The following is a 14,295-nucleotide window of genomic DNA, read 5'->3' as shown; positions in this document are numbered from 1 at the left end:
GCTACTCCTCGCCCGCGTAACTCCCGTAGTCGACTTCGGTCCAGTAGAGGTCACCGTCGTACCGGACGACGTAGGATCCGTCGTGGTCAGTCTCCTCGACGGCCTCGTGGTCACGGAAGCGGTCGACCAGCGAGTCGAACGCCTCGTTGTCGCCGTCCTCCACCCAGTAGGTGTCGTCGATGGACTCGTCGACGATATCCCGTTCGTCCTGCGAGAGGTTGGTCAGTTCGAACTCGTAGCGCTCGCGGAGCGACGCCGCGTAGGCTCCGTGGCTCTCGGCCACCTCCCGCGCCTCGTAGCGGTAGACGGTCAGCGTCTCCTGTTCCGTGTTCGCGTCGATGGGGTAGACCTTCCCCTCGTATCTGACCGCGTCGTACTCCTGTATCCGGACCAACACCGACGACTCGACGTCGGCCTCGGTGTAGGTGGCTCCAGCCCCGATGTCGTACCCCGGTTCGAGGATCGCGTCGGAGTGGTTGAACGAGAGCGAGGACTCCAGCGTCGCCCTGTCGACGGCCGGCAACTCCTCGTAGTCGACGACAGTGCCGTCGACCGACGAGGCGTTGAGATCGATCCGGATCTCGACGTCGTAACCCGGTTCGGTCCCGTTTTCGGTGTATTCGAGCGCGTAGAACCGCCCGTCGTGGCGGAAGGGGAGTTGCTGGTCGACCGGCGGGTCGTCGTCAGCCACCGTGGCGGTACCGTTCTCGATGGCGTTCCGTATCAGCGCGTCGTCGCCGTCTGCCGACGTGTCGGTGGGCGCGGGGTGGCTCGCTTCCTCGGCGAGTTCGGTGTCGTTGACGGGGTTCATGGAGAGCGACCCGTTCGCCGAACACCCACTCAGTCCCGCGAGGAGCCCGAGGAGCACGATCGCGAAGACCGTCTTCCGTCTCATATCGGATCGTCGCAGTTACTGTATGAATGTCTTGTGCATGCCCAAATCGGAGTTTGACCTTCGGCGAGCGAATGGCCTTCAGGTCCCGCAGTGAGTGCGGTCACCGAACCCACCGGGGCCAGTACCGTTTTCCCGCTCGATCGACTACTGTGGGTGTACATGCCGACGGAACTCGCGGACGGGGTGTGGATGCTGGATCTCGGACTGTTCCCGCCGTTCGCGACCAACGGCTACCTCGTCGACGACGGCACGGTCACGCTGATCGACCCGGGGCTGTTCTGGAACCGCCCGTCGCTCGGGTCGGAACTGAACGACATCGGCTACGAGGTCGCAGACATCGACCGGGTCTTCCTGACCCACTACGATCTGGACCACACCGGCGGGCTGCGGGCGCTCGACGAATCGTTCGATGGCCCCGTCTACATCGGCGCGGACGACCTCGCGATGGTTCGCCGGGAGCAACACCCGAAGCTCGTCCACCACAAGGGACTGTTCCACCGGGCGGTCCGCCGGCTGTTCCCGCTCCCGAGTCACATGGACCTCCGCGGCGTCGAGGACGGCGAGGAGATCGGCCGATTCACGGCGTTTCACACGCCCGGACATAACCCCGGCCACACCGTCTTCGTCCACGACTCCGGCGTCGCGTTCCTCGGCGACCTCGTCTGGGAGAGCGAGGGCCGGCTCACGCCGCCGATCTGGTTCGACTCCTACGACATGCGCCAGATCGACGACAGCATCCGCCGACTGTCAGAGCGGATCCCTCCCTTCGAAATCGCCGCAGTCGCCCACGGAACACCACTGATCCGGGACGGCCGGACCAAGTTGCTGGAGTGTGCTGCTCGACTGTGAGTTGGTAGTTGAATATCTACGTCGTGCTCGCTATGAGTGACCGCAACCGCAGGGTCCGCCGTGACCGCAGCGTACACTGGGAGTTGAAAGCCCTCGGCACGCTCGCGGTCGCTGAGCGACATACCCTCGTTACACTCGGGTAGGGGTCGCTCAGACGACTGTATAAACGCGAGCCCGCCTCGCCCTTTCAGTCCACCAGGAACAGCAAAGCTACACAGCACTGCGAACAGCCACACGCCTCCCCAGCCGATTCGCTCGCCGTTGGCTCGCTCATCCCTCGCACGACTACGGTCGCGCGCATGAAAGCGCGCGACAGCGCGCGCCACAGCGGTTCAGTTGATCCCCTGCTGTAAGCATCCGGCGCCTGCGGCGCCGGTTCACCGAACTCGCGCGGAGCGCGAGTTCGGCCTTTTTGCCCCACCTTTTTGGCGAAGGGGTGGGCAAACCGCGCCCACCCCTTCGCCAAAAAGGTGGTGCGACAGGCCTTTGCTCCCGAGGGCGGACGTTGGGATATGGACAGAAAGCGGGAGCTAACGAGCGTCGACCTCGCGGCGCTGGAAGGCGAGCTGTCGGCCTACGAGGGGGCGGGCGTCGGCAAGGTGTATCTCTATCCCGACGCCGACCTGCTGCGGTTTCGGATGCGCCACTACGACCGGGGTCGCACGGAGTTGCTCGTCGAAGTCGGCGAGAACAAGCGGGTGAACGTCGCGGAACCGGACCACGTTCCCGAGGCGCCCGAGCGGCCGCCGAACTTTGCGATGATGCTGCGCAACCGGATGCAGGGCGCCGAACTGGTCGACGTCTCCCAGTACGAGTTCGACCGGATTCTGGAGCTGACTTTCGAACGGGACGAGGAGACGACACGGGTCGTCGCCGAGCTGTTCGGCGACGGGAACGTCGCCATTTTGGACGGGACGGGCGAGGTAATCGACTGTCTCGAAACCGTGCGGCTGAAGTCGCGGACCGTCGCGCCGGGGAGCCAGTACGAGTTCCCGAGCGCGCGGTTCAACCCGCTTGGCGTCGACTACGACGCCTTCGCGGCGCGGATGCGCGATTCCGACTCCGACCTGGTGCGGACGCTGGCGACGCAGCTCAACTTCGGCGGGCTCTACGGCGAGGAACTATGCACGCTCGCTGGCGTCGACTACAACGTCCCAATCGAGGAGGCGACCGACGAGCAACTGCGGGCGCTGTACGACGCCCTGCGTCGGCTCGCCGACCGGCTGGCCAACAGCGATCTGGACCCGCGGGTCTACTACGAACTCTCGAACCCCGACGCCGAAGACCCGACCGACGACGAGGGGGAGATCGACGGCCAGCGAGTCGACGTGACGCCCATCCCGCTGGCGGAGTACGACCAGCGCTACGGCGAACCCTTCGAGTCGTTCAACGAGGCGCTCGACGACTACTTCGCGTACGCCGGCGACGACGGCGACGAGGCCGGTGGCGAGAACGCTGGCGGGGGCCGCCAGCGCCCGGACTTCGAGGCGGAGATCGAGAAAAACGAGCGGATCATCCAGCAGCAACAGGGCGCCATCGAGGACTTCGAGGCCCAGGCCGAGCGCGAGCGGGAGAACGCCGAGGCGCTGTACGCCAACTACGATCTGGTCGACGACATCCTCTCGACGATCCGCGAGGCGCGGGCGGCCGACCACTCGTGGGACGACATCGAGGAGCGATTCGCCGAGGGAGCCGAGCAGGGCATCGATGCGGCCGAGGCCGTCGTTTCACTGGACGGGAGCGAGGGAACGGTGACGGTCGAAATCGACGGCGAGCGCGTCACGCTGCTCGCGAACGAGGGCGTCGAGAAGAACGCCGACCGCCTGTACAAGGAAGCCAAACGCATTGAGGGCAAGAAGGAAGGCGCCGAGGAAGCCATCGCGCAGACCCGGACAGAACTGGAGGAAGTCAAAGCACGCCGCGACGAGTGGGAAGCCGCCGAGGCCGGCGACGTCGGCGGTAGCGCCGACGAGGACGAATCCGACGACGAGGAAGACGAGGAGGTCGACTGGCTCTCGGAGCCGTCGATCCCGGTCCGCCAGTCCGAGCACTGGTACGAGGACTTCCGGTGGTTCCACACCAGCGACGGGTTCCTCGTCATCGGCGGCCGCGACGCCGAGGACAACGAGGACCTCGTGAAGAAGTACCTCGACCGCGGCGACCGCTTCTTCCACGCGCAAGCCCACGGCGGCCCGGCGACCATCCTCAAGGCCACCGGCCCCAGCGAGTCCTACGACGGCGACGTGGAGATCCCGGAGTCGAGCAAGCGCGAGGCCGCCCAGTTCGCCGTCTCGTACTCGTCGGTCTGGAAGGACGGCAAGTTCGCCGGCGACGTGTACGAGGTCAGTCCGGACCAGGTGTCGAAGACGCCCGAGAGCGGCGAGTTCCTGGAGAAGGGCGGGTTCGCCATCCGCGGCGACCGCACCTACTACGAGAACACGGAGGTCGGCGTCGCCGTCGGGATCACCTGCGAACCCGAGACGCGCGTCATCGGGGGGCCACCGAGCGCCATCGAACCCGCGACCGAGACGGCCATCCGCGTCGAGCCCGGCCGCTACGCCCAGAACGACATCGCCAAGCGACTCTACAGAGAGTTCAAGGAGCGCTTCGCCGACGACACGTTCCTCCGGAAGGTCGCCAGCCCCGACCAGATCCAGGAGTTCCTCCCCCCCGGCGGCAGTCGGATGAGCGACGACTGAGCGGGCCCGCGACGAGTGGAGCGGTGTCGAACCCGGTTCTCCTCCCCGAAGCGTATTTATCGTGTGGTGCTAACGTTCACCATGGTATCTGAGGTGGTGATGCTCCTCGGACTGCTGGTACTCATCCTCCTGCCCGCACTGTCGTTCGTCGCGCTGTTCCGCCTGATCGACTACGTCGCGCACGACGAACTCGTCGCACGCGTCCAGAACGGGGAGGTCCAGTCGGTATCGCCGACGGGTCAAAACGCCGGGGACCGGCCCGACCGCGCACCGAACCGAGCGCCGCCGTCGGACGAGCGCGTCGTCTGTACGGCCTGCGAGGCGGACAACTGGGATCACGCCGACTACTGCTGGAACTGTCTGGCTGAGCTACCCTAAAAAACTGGCGCGCTAGGCCCGTGGGCAGAAACAGTTCGCGTCGATTATTCGCGCGCTTCGACGCCGACGGCGTCGTAGCCGGCTTCGCGGACTGACTCGACGAGCCCGTCCTGGTCGACGTCCGCCTCGTAGTAGAAGACGACGTCGAAGGTGCCTTCGCGGAGGAGCTGCTGGCACTCCCAGATGAACTCGTCGCCGTCGAGGGTGAGCCCCTGGTGCTGGTTGACGCCGAACTCCGGGTCGTCGTTGCCGGAGTAGACGTACGTGTCGGTCGGCTCGATACCGGCGTGCTCGGCGATGTGGTTGCCGATCTCGAGGGTGGCTTCGTGGAGCGTCGGCTCCTGGTCGCCCGAGATATCCGTGTGCACGATCAGGCCGACGAGTTCTATCTCGCCGGGTTCGAGAAGTGCCTGGGCGCGCTTGTGCAGGTCCGTGTCGACGGCGTCGGCGTCGCTCATTACTTGTAAGTCGAACCGCTGGCTCTTGTGTCCCACGGTCTCCTGTCGTAAAAATTGCGACGAGCGAGGCTGTTCGCCGAATATATTCGCGAGCGTCCGATGGAACTCAGGGACGCTCGAGTTGACGCCGCAGCCGCTGGCCGTCGAAACGGACAGTGCCGCGGATGCGGCAGAATCCGCCGGCGAGTCGCCTTACAGGCGCTCGAGGTTCGTCGCGCGCGGGCCTTTGTCGGCCTGCTCGATGTCGAACTCGACTTCCTGCCCCTCCTCGAGGTCAGGACCGCCGACGTCCTCCATGTGGAAGAACACGTCCTCGTCGGCATCGTCCGTATCGATGAAGCCGTAGCCGCCCGTGTCGTTGAAGAAGTCGACTTTCCCTTTCGCCATCGTTAGAGACGCTCCAGGTTGGTCGCACGCGGACCCTTGTCCGCCTGCTCGATGTCGAACTCCACTTCCTGACCCTCTTCGAGGTCCGGGCCGCCGACGTCTTCCATGTGGAAGAACACGTCCTCGTCCGCGTCGTCGGTGTCGATGAAGCCGTAGCCGCCAGTGTCGTTGAAGAAGTCGACCTTACCTTTCGCCATGGTTACAGGCGCTCCAGGTTCTCGGCGCGCGGGCCTTTGTCTGCCTGAACGATGTCGAATTCGACCTCCTGCCCCTCCTCGAGGTCAGGACCGCCGATGTCCTCCATGTGGAAGAACACGTCCTCGTCGGCATCGTCAGTATCGATGAAACCGTAACCGCCAGTGTCGTTGAAGAAGTCAACCGTACCGGTCGCCATTGCAACTAGCCAGAGGTGATGACCCTATTAAAGTCTGGCGGGTTGACGCGATATTTGATAGCACTACCCACACCCATGGGAACCCGCGAGCGCGTCAGCGAGCCGTTCGACCGGGTGCGGCGGCCGTTCGTCCCCGTCGGCGTCGTCGCGGTCACCGAGTTGCGACCGGCAGGACGCACCCGGGGCGACGACGGTCTCACCGGGGCTGTCTTCGACCTGATCGAAGAGAATCTCGCCGATCGCCTTGCTCATCGAGTGGTGCTCGGCCTCGTAGCCGAAACTGCCCGCCATGCCGCAGCAGCCCGAGTCGAGCGCGTCCACCTCGTAGCCCGCGCGCCGGAGGACGCCGACGGCGTGGTGGTCCTTCTTGGTCGCCTTCTGGTGGCAGTGACCGTGGTAGGTGAGCGTCTCCGCGGGTGCGTCGAAGTCGATGGCCTCGTCGAGGCGGTTGCGGTCGGCGTACTCGCAGACGCCGTACGTGTTCGCGGCGACCGTCTCGACGGCCGCGCCCGTCAGCAAGTCGCGGTAGTCGTGCTGGAACATCACCGCGTCCGACGGTTCGACGACGACCACGTCCCAGCCGTCGGCCACCCGGGGTGCGAGCGCCTCGACGTTTTGCTGGGCGCGCTCGCGGGCCGCGTCGAGGAATCCCTTCGAGTGGGCGGCCCGGCCGCTCGCTGTCACGTCGTCAGGGACGTCCACGTGGACGCCCGCGGCTTCGAGCACGCGTACGGCGGCCTTCCCCGCCTCGGGGTGACTGTAGTTCGTGTAGGTGTCCGGGAAGACCAGCGCCTTCCCTTCGGCCTCGTTCTCGGGGACGGCGGGTTCCCTGCCGGCGAACCAATCGACGAACGACTCCCGCTCGAAGGTGGGGAGCGTGCGCTCGCGGGCGATCCCGAGCAGGCGCTCGGCGACGAGGCCGCTGCCGGGCAGCTTCTGGAGCCAGTTCGAGACGGGCGCCGTCGCGCTCCCGAGCGCGCTCAGCGTGTCCACGTTGGCGAACAGCCGCTCGCGCAGCGAGGGGCCGTGTTCCTCGTGGTGGGCGTGCTCAACTTCGGCCTTGAGCTTCGCCATGTCGACCTCGCTCGGACAGTCGCGAGCGCAGCCCTTGCAGCCGATGCACAGGTCCATCACCTCGCTCACGAACTCGTCGTCGGTGGGGTCGTCAGGGAGGTCACCGCTCATCGCCTGCCGGAGCATGTTCGCTCGGCCGCGGGTCGCCGTGACCTCCTCGTCGGCCGCGCGGTAGGTCGGACACATCACGCCGCCGGTCGCGTCCTGCCCGCCGCGACAGCCGCCGCAGCCGTGACAGAGTTCGACCATCCCCTGGAATCCGTTGTCGTTGTCCCACTCCAGCGTCGGCTCGAACCCCGCGTCGAACTCGTAGTCGGGATCGAACCGGAGGTTCTCGGTCATATCGACGGTGCGGGCGCGGTCGGGCGCCTCACCCGATTCGACCGCTGCGGAGTCGACGCCGACGACCTGTCCGGGATTGAGCAGCCAGTCCGGGTCGAACGTCGCCTTGAGTCTCTGGAAGAGGCCCCAGACCTCCTCGCCGTAGAGCTTGCGGTTCCACTGAGTCCGCGCGCGGCCGTCGCCGTGTTCGCCGGAGACGCTCCCGCCGTACTCGACGACGAGGTCGGTCACGTCGTCGGCGAGCGACTCCATCGATTCGACGCCCGCGGTCGTCTTCGTGTTGATCAGCGGCCGGATGTGCAGGCAGCCCGGGCCGGCGTGGGCGTAGAAGCTCGCGTAGGTGTCGTGGTCGTCGAGGACGGTCTGGAAGTCCGCGACGAACTCGGGGAGGTTCTCGGGCGGGACGGCCGTGTCCTCGATGAAGCTCCCGTGCTTGTCGTCGGTGGTCCGCGAGAGCAGGATGGGCAGGCCGCTCTTGCGGAGCTTCCAGAACCGCGCGCGCTCGTCGGCCTCGTGGGCCTCGCGAGCGGCGAACGCCCGGACCGGCGCGGCGGTCGTCGCCGCGGCGTCCTCGGCGGGATCGAACTCCGTCACGACTTCGCCGGCTGCATTGCCGCTGTCGCCAGTCCCGCCGGTGTTGCCCAGCCGGTCGGCGATCAGGTCGGCGACGCGCTGTTTCCCCTCGGCGTCGGTCTCCGCGTAGAACTCGACGAGGAGGACAGAGCCCGTCCCCTCAGGGAGCACGGAGTCGACCAGTTCGCCGAACTCCTCTGTCTCCTCGGCGAGGTCGAGGAGCACGTCGTCGAGCACCTCGACGGCCGCCGGGTCGTGTTCGAGGATCGGCTGAACGTCTTCGAGCGCGTCGAGCAGCGAGTCGTAGGTCAGAAGCGCCAGTCCCTTCGTCTTCGGGACCGGCTCCAGCGAGACGGTCGCCTCGGTGACGACCCCCAGCGTCCCCTCGCTGCCGGCGAGCAGTCGCGCGACGTTGACGGTTTCGCGGTCGCCGTCGAGGACCTCGCGGGCTTCCGCGACGCACGCGTCGAGATTGTACCCCGAGACGTTGCGCTTGAGTTCGGGGAAGGCCGACTCGACGGTCTCGACCTCTTCGTCCACGATCCGGGCCAGTTCGGCGTAGATGCGCCCCTCCAGGTCGCCATCGAGATCCGCACGGTCACTGATTTCGTCGAGCGTCACCTCGCCGAATCGGGTGACGGTCCCGTCGGCGAGGACCACTTCACACTCCTCGACGTAGGCGTCGGTCTTGCCGTACTGCAGCGAGTGGGCGCCCGTCGAGTTGTTGCCGATGGCGCCGCCGAGCGCGGACTTGTCGCCCCACGCGGGGTCGGGCGCGAACTTCAGCCCGTGAGGCGCCAGTTCGGCGTTCAGTTCCGCGAGGATCGCGCCCGGCTCGGCCCGCGCCACCCCCGCCTCGGGGTCGACCGAGAGTACCGCGTCCATGTGTCGCGTGAAGTCGAGGACGACGGCCTCGTTGACGGCCTGCCCGGCAAGCGAGGTGCCGCCGCCCCGCGGGAGGACGGGGATCGACCGCTGGGCGCAGTAGGAGACGACGGCGGCCACGTCGGCCGTCGATTTCGGGTAGACGACGCCGACGGGCGTCACCTCGTAGATGCTCGCGTCCGTCGCGTAGAGCTGTCGCGAGTAGTCGTCGAACCTGACCTCGCCGGCGACCCGCTCGTCGAGGTCGGCGACCAGTCCCGGTCGCGCCACCGCGTCGGCCGCGTAGTCGTAGTCCGCCCGCGGGTCCCGCGCGGGGTCGGACTCCGGCCGGTCGCTCGTTCCCATGGCCGAGAGCTACGCGTCACCGCCGATTAAAGTTCTGCCTTCGCCGGGCGGCGTCGCGGTCCCGCCACCGCTGGTCGATTTCGAGACGAGTGCGGGGCGAGCGACCTCGACGGAGTCGCCGCCCGCGCGAAACAGAATGCGAGATCCGGCTACTCGGGGCCGAGTAGCACGTCCGATGACAGCACCACAGCGTGCAGTGTGGCGTCGGTGGCTGGCAGTGGCTGGTTCGCGCACGATACGTCACGGCCTGATCCGGGCTCGGTCGCCCGGAGCGGTACTGTTTGCCTTTCGCCCGGGCGTCCGCACGCCCGAACGTCGCAATTGCTGATTGGCTAGATTTGTGGATAAACGTTGTCCATAAGGACAATTTAAGGAAACAGTATCGGTAGTACGTCTGGTAACACCTGGGATTATCACACAGTCTGGAATGGATTCAATACGATTCGAGCGGCGCTGCTGGGTGGGACACGAATCGCTGGAGGGGGTAGACGAAACACGTGAGAGCGTCGAAACCCGGGCGCGGTCAGAACTCGCGCCACTCGGTCGGCTGGCCGGCGAGTCCGAGAACGCGGGCCTCGCGGCGGCCGTCTTCATCGCGGATCTCGATCATGCCGTCGAACGCTTGCTTGATGACCTGCAGCGTCTGGTCGTCGTGGGCGCTGGAGTCGATGGTGAACAGGCCCAGATACCCGGCGGAGTCGAACCGCGAGGAGAGGACGTGGCAGAACTTGAAGACGGTCTTGCGGTCGGTGTAGGTGAGCATCGTCGACAGCGACGTCAGGGCGAATCGGCCGCTGTCGGCGCCGTTGTTGTGGAGATACTCCAGGCACTCGGTGATCCCGATGCCGATGCCGGTCAGGTCGCCCGGCGAGGAGACGTGGTAGACGTAACTGCCCGATGCCGTCGCCTCGCCGCGCCGGCTGCCGTCCCCGCGGCAGTCGACGACGCTGACCAGCGACGGGTCGGCGTCCGGGGCGCGGTCGAGGAACCCGTCGAGGACCCCCTCGGCGCGGTCGCCGGTCGTGACGACGAGCGACCCCTGCCCCTCCCGAGCGCCGTCGGCGAGCATCGACAGCGCGACGTCCTCCTTACCGCTCATCGCCGGCCCGGAGATGAGGATGTTCGATCCCGGCCGAACGGATTCGAGGGCGTCGAACTCCAGCACGTCGGTCAGGTCGTAGGCCGCTTCCGAGTCGCTACTCCTCGCCATCGCTCAACCCCCGGATCGTCGCGATGAAATCCTCGTCGCCCGAGACGCCGCCGAGCGACTCGCTGAGGTCGTCCTGGACGGTCTCGATTCGCTCCTGCAACTGCGCGTACTCGTCGTTATCATTCAGTTCGGTGCCGCTCTTGGTCGCTTCGAGCGTCGCCTGCTTTTCGACGAGCGAGTAGTACTCCTGGAGGAGGTCGTCGTACGCCGAGCGCTCCAGCAGGTTCTCGACGGTCTCGTGGAGCTGCTCGCTCCGGATCGGCTTGCAGAGGTACGCGTCGAATCCCATCTCGAGGATGTCGAAGTCCGGCTCGACCGCCGTGACCATCGCGACGCGACACTCCAGCTCCCGCTCGCGGATCCGCTTTAGTACCTCGTCGCCCGAGAGACCGGGCATCATCCGGTCGAGCAGGACGACGTCCACCGCGTCGTCCAGCTGGGCCAGCCCCTCGTCCCCACTCCTGGCCATTCGCACCTCGTACTCCTCGTCGAGCCAGAGGTTGTACGTCTCGGCGACGTCGGGCTCGTCCTCGACGATGAGTACGACTGGCGTGTCCGATCCTGACATCTGCTCTCTACGGCGTGGTTGTTGTTCATCACACATAGCCCTGTGGGTCGCAGTCCCCGTGTGATGGGTAGAACGCACGATTTTCGCCAGTTTCACGGCCTGAGCGCCGGCCCCGGACTGGACCACCGTCTGATCCCCCGAACGCGCGTTCGTACTCGGACATCTCCCGGTCCGATATCCGTGAAACGACACGCTCTAACGCCCAGCGGGCGAAGCGAGGCCCATGATCACCAACGTGGCCGAGGGACAGCAGGTCTTCACCAGCAACACCTTCCTCGTCACCGGCGACCGCACCGTCCTCGTCGACGCGGGCAGCGAGTTCGACGCCGCCGCCGAGGTCCGCGAGCGCGACGCCCCCCTCGACGCCGTCGTCCTCACCCACACCCACCCGGACCACGTCGGCAACACGGCGGCGCTCGCCGACGCCTTCGACTGCGACGTCTGGGGGTTCGACCCCGACCACGACCTGGTCGACCACGCCATCGCCGACGGCGAATCGGTCGAACTGGGCGACCACAGCTACGCGGCGCTTCACACGCCCGGCCACAAGGACGACCACCTCTGTTTCTACGCCGCCGAGCCGGAGGTCCTTTTCGCCGGCGACCTCGTGTTCGCCAACGGGAGCTTCGGCCGGACCGACCTGCCCGAGGGCGACCGCGAGGTGCTGATCGACAGCATCGAGTACGTCCGCGACACCGTCTCGCCGAGTCTCACCGAGATGCACACCGGCCACGGCCAGAGCGTCACCGGAAATCCATACGAACACATCGAGACCGCGCTCCGGGCCGCACAGTTCTGAACCGGCGAGCGGCGCCGCTCGGTTACTCGAATTCGTCGTCCGCGTCCGCCCTCTCGACCGTGTACTCGTCGATCCACGGAGGTTCGGAGCGGTCTTTCGCCCACGAGAAGAGGTGCCGTTTGTCGTTCGCGTAGTAGTAGCGGTAGGCGTCGACGTAGTCCTCCGTCGCCCACTCGCCGGTGAGTTGCGGCGGGTCGGTGAGATCGTCCGACGGCCAGTCGAGGGCCCGGATCGCATCGAGGTCGAGGCCGGCGACCTGCTCCCACGAGCCGTGTGACTCCTCCGGGGTGTGGTCCCAGCGGTAGCGCCACTCCTCGTGAGCGGCGTCGGTGTACGCCCGCAGGTACTGCCAGTTCTCGAACGACTTGGCGGCCCACTGTGTCAGCGGGTTGTCGGCGTGCGTGAAGGAGAGGTCATCGTCGTAGCCGCGCAACTGCACCGCCGTCGTCAGCACCATCGAACACTCGAAGACGCTGCTGGTCACGTGCCTGTCGACGAGCCAGGCGACGGTCTGTTTGAGGTCCTCGTCCAGCCAGAACGCGTTGACCACGGATCGAGTAGGGGACGCGGACGGGTATGGGCTACGACGCTCGCTAGCAGTTGTAGTGACTGCAACCGCAGGATATTCTGAGAGTTGAAAGCCCTCGGCGCGCTCGCTAGGAGTGGCTACAACCGCATGATCCGCAGAGACAGTAGGTACTGCTGGGAGATGAAAGCCCTCGGCGCGCTCGCGGTCGCTGCGCGGGATATCCGCGCTCTCCGCACCGCCCGCGCGGATAGTGCCCGCTCAGGCGACTAAAGTGAACGCGAGCGCGCTTCGCCCTTTCAGTCCGCCAGGACCGCACCCGTGACCGCACGGTACCGCAGACGGCCACACGCCTCCCCAACCGATTGTGCTTCTCGGCCTACGGCCTGCGATGCTCATCCCTCGCACGATGCTGTCGCGGCATGAACGCCGCGACAGCGCGCGCCACCACATTTCGTTCACTGTCCGCTACATCGACCGATAAGAGAGGTGCCGTGAATCGACACCCTCACGCCGTCACGCTACTCGAACGCCGTCGCGAGGACGGCGTCGTAGGCGTGGTCGTAGGCGTCGGCGACCGACTTCGGGTCACTCCGAGCCTCGGCAGGGAGCGGGGGCAGTCGCACTTCGGTCTCCGGGTCGACGAGGTCGGTCACGTCGCCGACTCGCTCTTCGAGCTGGCCGGCGTCGGGGCCGCCGCTGGCGACGGCACAGCCCTTCGCGTATCGCTCGCCGTCGTAGATCCGGACGTGTCCCGGTTCGACGACGGCCACCGCGTCGGGGTCGATCTCCCGAAACGGCCGGGCCACGTCCGCGTAGGACTCGACGACCGCCCGCTCGGCGGCCTCGACGTCGACGTGCAGATCGCGCTGGGCGGGCAGGTGGCGCTCGGCCATCAGATCGTTGAACGCGTCGACCGAGGAGACCCGCGGCGCGTCGGAAAGCGCCAGCGCCTCGCGAAGCCACTCGGGGAGTTCCACGGTCCCGTTGACGACGTACTCGTCACCCAGGCGGTCGACGAGGAACTCGCGGTCCTCCTTGCCCAGCAGTCCGGTCCCACCGCCGGGCGACGGCCGCCAGAGCCGGTGGACTGCGTTGATATCCTCGGGCTCGACCGGGGCGGCGCTGGCGGCCGCGAGCTTCCGAGCGTCCTTGCCGTAGAGGCGCCCGTCGGCCGTGGCGGTGCGGACGTCGTCGTGGTCGAACCAGTAGTCGTTGCCGGCCCGGGGCTTGAACCCGACCGCGTCGGTCCGCGCGACCAGTCCCGTCGAGAACGTCGTCTTCCCGGCGTCGACGCGGGCGCCACCCGCGACCAGGAGCCTCATTGCTCGGCGGTGTCGGCGGCGTCGACGCCCGGCGCGAGTCCGTAGTAGCCGGGGTCGCTGTCGGCCTCGGGCTCGGCGAAGACGAACTTCTCGCTGTGGGACATCATCCACGGGATGGCCCAGTCGAGCAGGACGTTCTCCGTCTCGATGTCCAGTTCCGCGTCCGGGTCGACCCCCTGCAGCAGGCGGCCCACCTCGTAGATGGTGTACATCTCGTCGGCGTCGAGCACTTCGGCCGGCTCCCGGAACTCCAGCGGCCGCAGGTCGTCGAACTCCGATTTCGGTCGTGGCATGGACCGGGATACTCTCCCTCCGCGCCTAAACCCCTCGAAAGACGCTCGCCGCGCACCCACCTGCCCTGGCGGACCCACGGCTGGTCGGTCAGCGGCGAAAAAATGTCGGTGGTGAACTGACTCGTCGTTACTCGAAGTGGCCGACGGCGGTCTGGTACTGGTCGGCGACTTCGTCCCAGTCGACGACTTCGAAGAAGGCGTCGATGAAGCTGCCGCGGTCGGGGCCGTAGTCGTAGTAGTAGGAGTGTTCCCAGACGTCCAGCGCGAGGATGGGGTGTGCGCCCCACAGCGCGCC

General features: G+C 66.8%; 16 protein-coding genes. 4 read left to right on the top strand and 12 right to left on the bottom strand.

What is annotated here, in order from left to right; genetic code table 11:
- Window position 1 precedes the first annotated feature (1 nt).
- Window positions 2-895: a hypothetical protein gene (locus AB2U09_RS03555; protein ID WP_459191314.1), complete on the bottom strand. Its 894-nt coding sequence runs from the start codon at window positions 893-895 to the stop codon at window positions 2-4.
- A gap of 159 nt (window positions 896-1,054) precedes the next feature.
- On the opposite strand from AB2U09_RS03555, the gene AB2U09_RS03550 reads away from it, so the two are divergent.
- The 3 genes from AB2U09_RS03550 to AB2U09_RS03540 all read left to right on the top strand — a co-directional run bounded on the left by AB2U09_RS03550 (window position 1,055) and on the right by AB2U09_RS03540 (window position 4,821).
- Complete coding sequence (locus tag AB2U09_RS03550) at window positions 1,055-1,744, top strand: MBL fold metallo-hydrolase (protein WP_459191313.1); 690 nt, start codon at window positions 1,055-1,057, stop codon at window positions 1,742-1,744.
- Between the two features lie 512 nt (window positions 1,745-2,256).
- Window positions 2,257-4,443, top strand: coding sequence for a ribosome rescue protein RqcH (rqcH, locus tag AB2U09_RS03545; RefSeq protein ID WP_459191312.1), 2,187 nt, complete (start codon window positions 2,257-2,259; stop codon window positions 4,441-4,443).
- A gap of 81 nt (window positions 4,444-4,524) precedes the next feature.
- Window positions 4,525-4,821: a hypothetical protein gene (locus AB2U09_RS03540; protein WP_459191311.1), complete on the top strand. Its 297-nt coding sequence runs from the start codon at window positions 4,525-4,527 to the stop codon at window positions 4,819-4,821.
- A gap of 44 nt (window positions 4,822-4,865) precedes the next feature.
- On the opposite strand, the gene AB2U09_RS03535 is transcribed toward AB2U09_RS03540, so the two are convergent.
- From AB2U09_RS03535 to AB2U09_RS03505, 7 genes are all read right to left on the bottom strand, one after another.
- Window positions 4,866-5,279, bottom strand: coding sequence for a DUF5778 family protein (locus tag AB2U09_RS03535; RefSeq protein WP_459191310.1), 414 nt, complete (start codon window positions 5,277-5,279; stop codon window positions 4,866-4,868).
- A 192-nt stretch (window positions 5,280-5,471) separates the two neighbouring features.
- Complete coding sequence (locus AB2U09_RS03530; protein WP_123537499.1) at window positions 5,472-5,666, bottom strand: cold-shock protein; 195 nt, start codon at window positions 5,664-5,666, stop codon at window positions 5,472-5,474.
- A gap of 2 nt (window positions 5,667-5,668) precedes the next feature.
- On the bottom strand, window positions 5,669-5,863 hold the full coding sequence (locus AB2U09_RS03525; protein WP_123537499.1) for a cold-shock protein: 195 nt from the start codon (window positions 5,861-5,863) through the stop codon (window positions 5,669-5,671).
- Between the two features lie 2 nt (window positions 5,864-5,865).
- Complete coding sequence (locus AB2U09_RS03520; protein WP_006883802.1) at window positions 5,866-6,060, bottom strand: cold-shock protein; 195 nt, start codon at window positions 6,058-6,060, stop codon at window positions 5,866-5,868.
- Window positions 6,061-6,123: 63 nt separating this feature from the next.
- Complete coding sequence (locus AB2U09_RS03515) at window positions 6,124-9,279, bottom strand: FAD-binding and (Fe-S)-binding domain-containing protein (protein WP_459191309.1); 3,156 nt, start codon at window positions 9,277-9,279, stop codon at window positions 6,124-6,126.
- Window positions 9,280-9,802: 523 nt separating this feature from the next.
- Entirely contained in the window at window positions 9,803-10,489 is a 687-nt protein-coding gene (locus AB2U09_RS03510) for an RAD55 family ATPase (protein ID WP_459191308.1), read from the bottom strand.
- On the bottom strand, window positions 10,476-11,057 hold the full coding sequence (locus AB2U09_RS03505; protein ID WP_459191307.1) for a HalX domain-containing protein: 582 nt from the start codon (window positions 11,055-11,057) through the stop codon (window positions 10,476-10,478). Before AB2U09_RS03505 ends, AB2U09_RS03510 begins: the two co-directional genes overlap by 14 nt.
- Before the next feature lie 223 nt (window positions 11,058-11,280).
- Here AB2U09_RS03505 and AB2U09_RS03500 point away from each other — a divergent pair, with 223 nt between their 5' ends.
- Entirely contained in the window at window positions 11,281-11,856 is a 576-nt protein-coding gene (locus tag AB2U09_RS03500; protein WP_459191306.1) for an MBL fold metallo-hydrolase, read from the top strand.
- A gap of 22 nt (window positions 11,857-11,878) precedes the next feature.
- Here the strand turns inward: AB2U09_RS03500 and AB2U09_RS03495 are convergent, their stop codons facing one another.
- The 4 genes from AB2U09_RS03495 to AB2U09_RS03480 all read right to left on the bottom strand — a co-directional run.
- Entirely contained in the window at window positions 11,879-12,406 is a 528-nt protein-coding gene (locus tag AB2U09_RS03495; RefSeq protein ID WP_459191305.1) for a hypothetical protein, read from the bottom strand.
- A 497-nt stretch (window positions 12,407-12,903) separates the two neighbouring features.
- The gene (locus AB2U09_RS03490; RefSeq protein WP_459191304.1) at window positions 12,904-13,707 is read right to left on the bottom strand and encodes an ATPase; all 804 of its coding nucleotides are present in this window, start codon (window positions 13,705-13,707) and stop codon (window positions 12,904-12,906) included.
- Window positions 13,704-14,000: a DUF5827 family protein gene (locus AB2U09_RS03485; RefSeq protein WP_459191303.1), complete on the bottom strand. Its 297-nt coding sequence runs from the start codon at window positions 13,998-14,000 to the stop codon at window positions 13,704-13,706. Before AB2U09_RS03485 ends, AB2U09_RS03490 begins: the two co-directional genes overlap by 4 nt.
- A 127-nt stretch (window positions 14,001-14,127) precedes the next feature.
- A partial coding sequence (locus tag AB2U09_RS03480) for a Fe-Mn family superoxide dismutase (RefSeq protein WP_459191486.1) occupies window positions 14,128-14,295 on the bottom strand: 168 nt, incomplete at its 5' end.

Source organism: Halosimplex yunnanense, from assembly GCF_054504345.1.
This window is presented reverse-complemented; position numbering and strand designations above follow the sequence as displayed.

Excerpts from the sequence above, each read along its gene's own strand:
- AB2U09_RS03520 (WP_006883802.1), bottom strand. The coding sequence starts at position 6,060 with ATGGCGACCGGTACGGTTGACTTCTTCAACGACACTGGCGGTTACGGT.
- AB2U09_RS03540 (WP_459191311.1), top strand. The coding sequence starts at position 4,525 with ATGGTATCTGAGGTGGTGATGCTCCTCGGACTGCTGGTACTCATCCTC.
- AB2U09_RS03530 (WP_123537499.1), bottom strand. The coding sequence starts at position 5,666 with ATGGCGAAAGGGAAAGTCGACTTCTTCAACGACACGGGCGGCTACGGC.
- AB2U09_RS03555 (WP_459191314.1), bottom strand. The coding sequence starts at position 895 with ATGAGACGGAAGACGGTCTTCGCGATCGTGCTCCTCGGGCTCCTCGCG.
- rqcH (WP_459191312.1), top strand. The coding sequence starts at position 2,257 with ATGGACAGAAAGCGGGAGCTAACGAGCGTCGACCTCGCGGCGCTGGAA.
- AB2U09_RS03490 (WP_459191304.1), bottom strand. The coding sequence starts at position 13,707 with ATGAGGCTCCTGGTCGCGGGTGGCGCCCGCGTCGACGCCGGGAAGACG.
- AB2U09_RS03535 (WP_459191310.1), bottom strand. The coding sequence starts at position 5,279 with ATGAGCGACGCCGACGCCGTCGACACGGACCTGCACAAGCGCGCCCAG.
- AB2U09_RS03525 (WP_123537499.1), bottom strand. The coding sequence starts at position 5,863 with ATGGCGAAAGGTAAGGTCGACTTCTTCAACGACACTGGCGGCTACGGC.
- AB2U09_RS03485 (WP_459191303.1), bottom strand. The coding sequence starts at position 14,000 with ATGCCACGACCGAAATCGGAGTTCGACGACCTGCGGCCGCTGGAGTTC.
- AB2U09_RS03500 (WP_459191306.1), top strand. The coding sequence starts at position 11,281 with ATGATCACCAACGTGGCCGAGGGACAGCAGGTCTTCACCAGCAACACC.
- AB2U09_RS03510 (WP_459191308.1), bottom strand. The coding sequence starts at position 10,489 with ATGGCGAGGAGTAGCGACTCGGAAGCGGCCTACGACCTGACCGACGTG.
- AB2U09_RS03515 (WP_459191309.1), bottom strand. The coding sequence starts at position 9,279 with ATGGGAACGAGCGACCGGCCGGAGTCCGACCCCGCGCGGGACCCGCGG.
- AB2U09_RS03505 (WP_459191307.1), bottom strand. The coding sequence starts at position 11,057 with ATGTCAGGATCGGACACGCCAGTCGTACTCATCGTCGAGGACGAGCCC.
- AB2U09_RS03550 (WP_459191313.1), top strand. The coding sequence starts at position 1,055 with ATGCCGACGGAACTCGCGGACGGGGTGTGGATGCTGGATCTCGGACTG.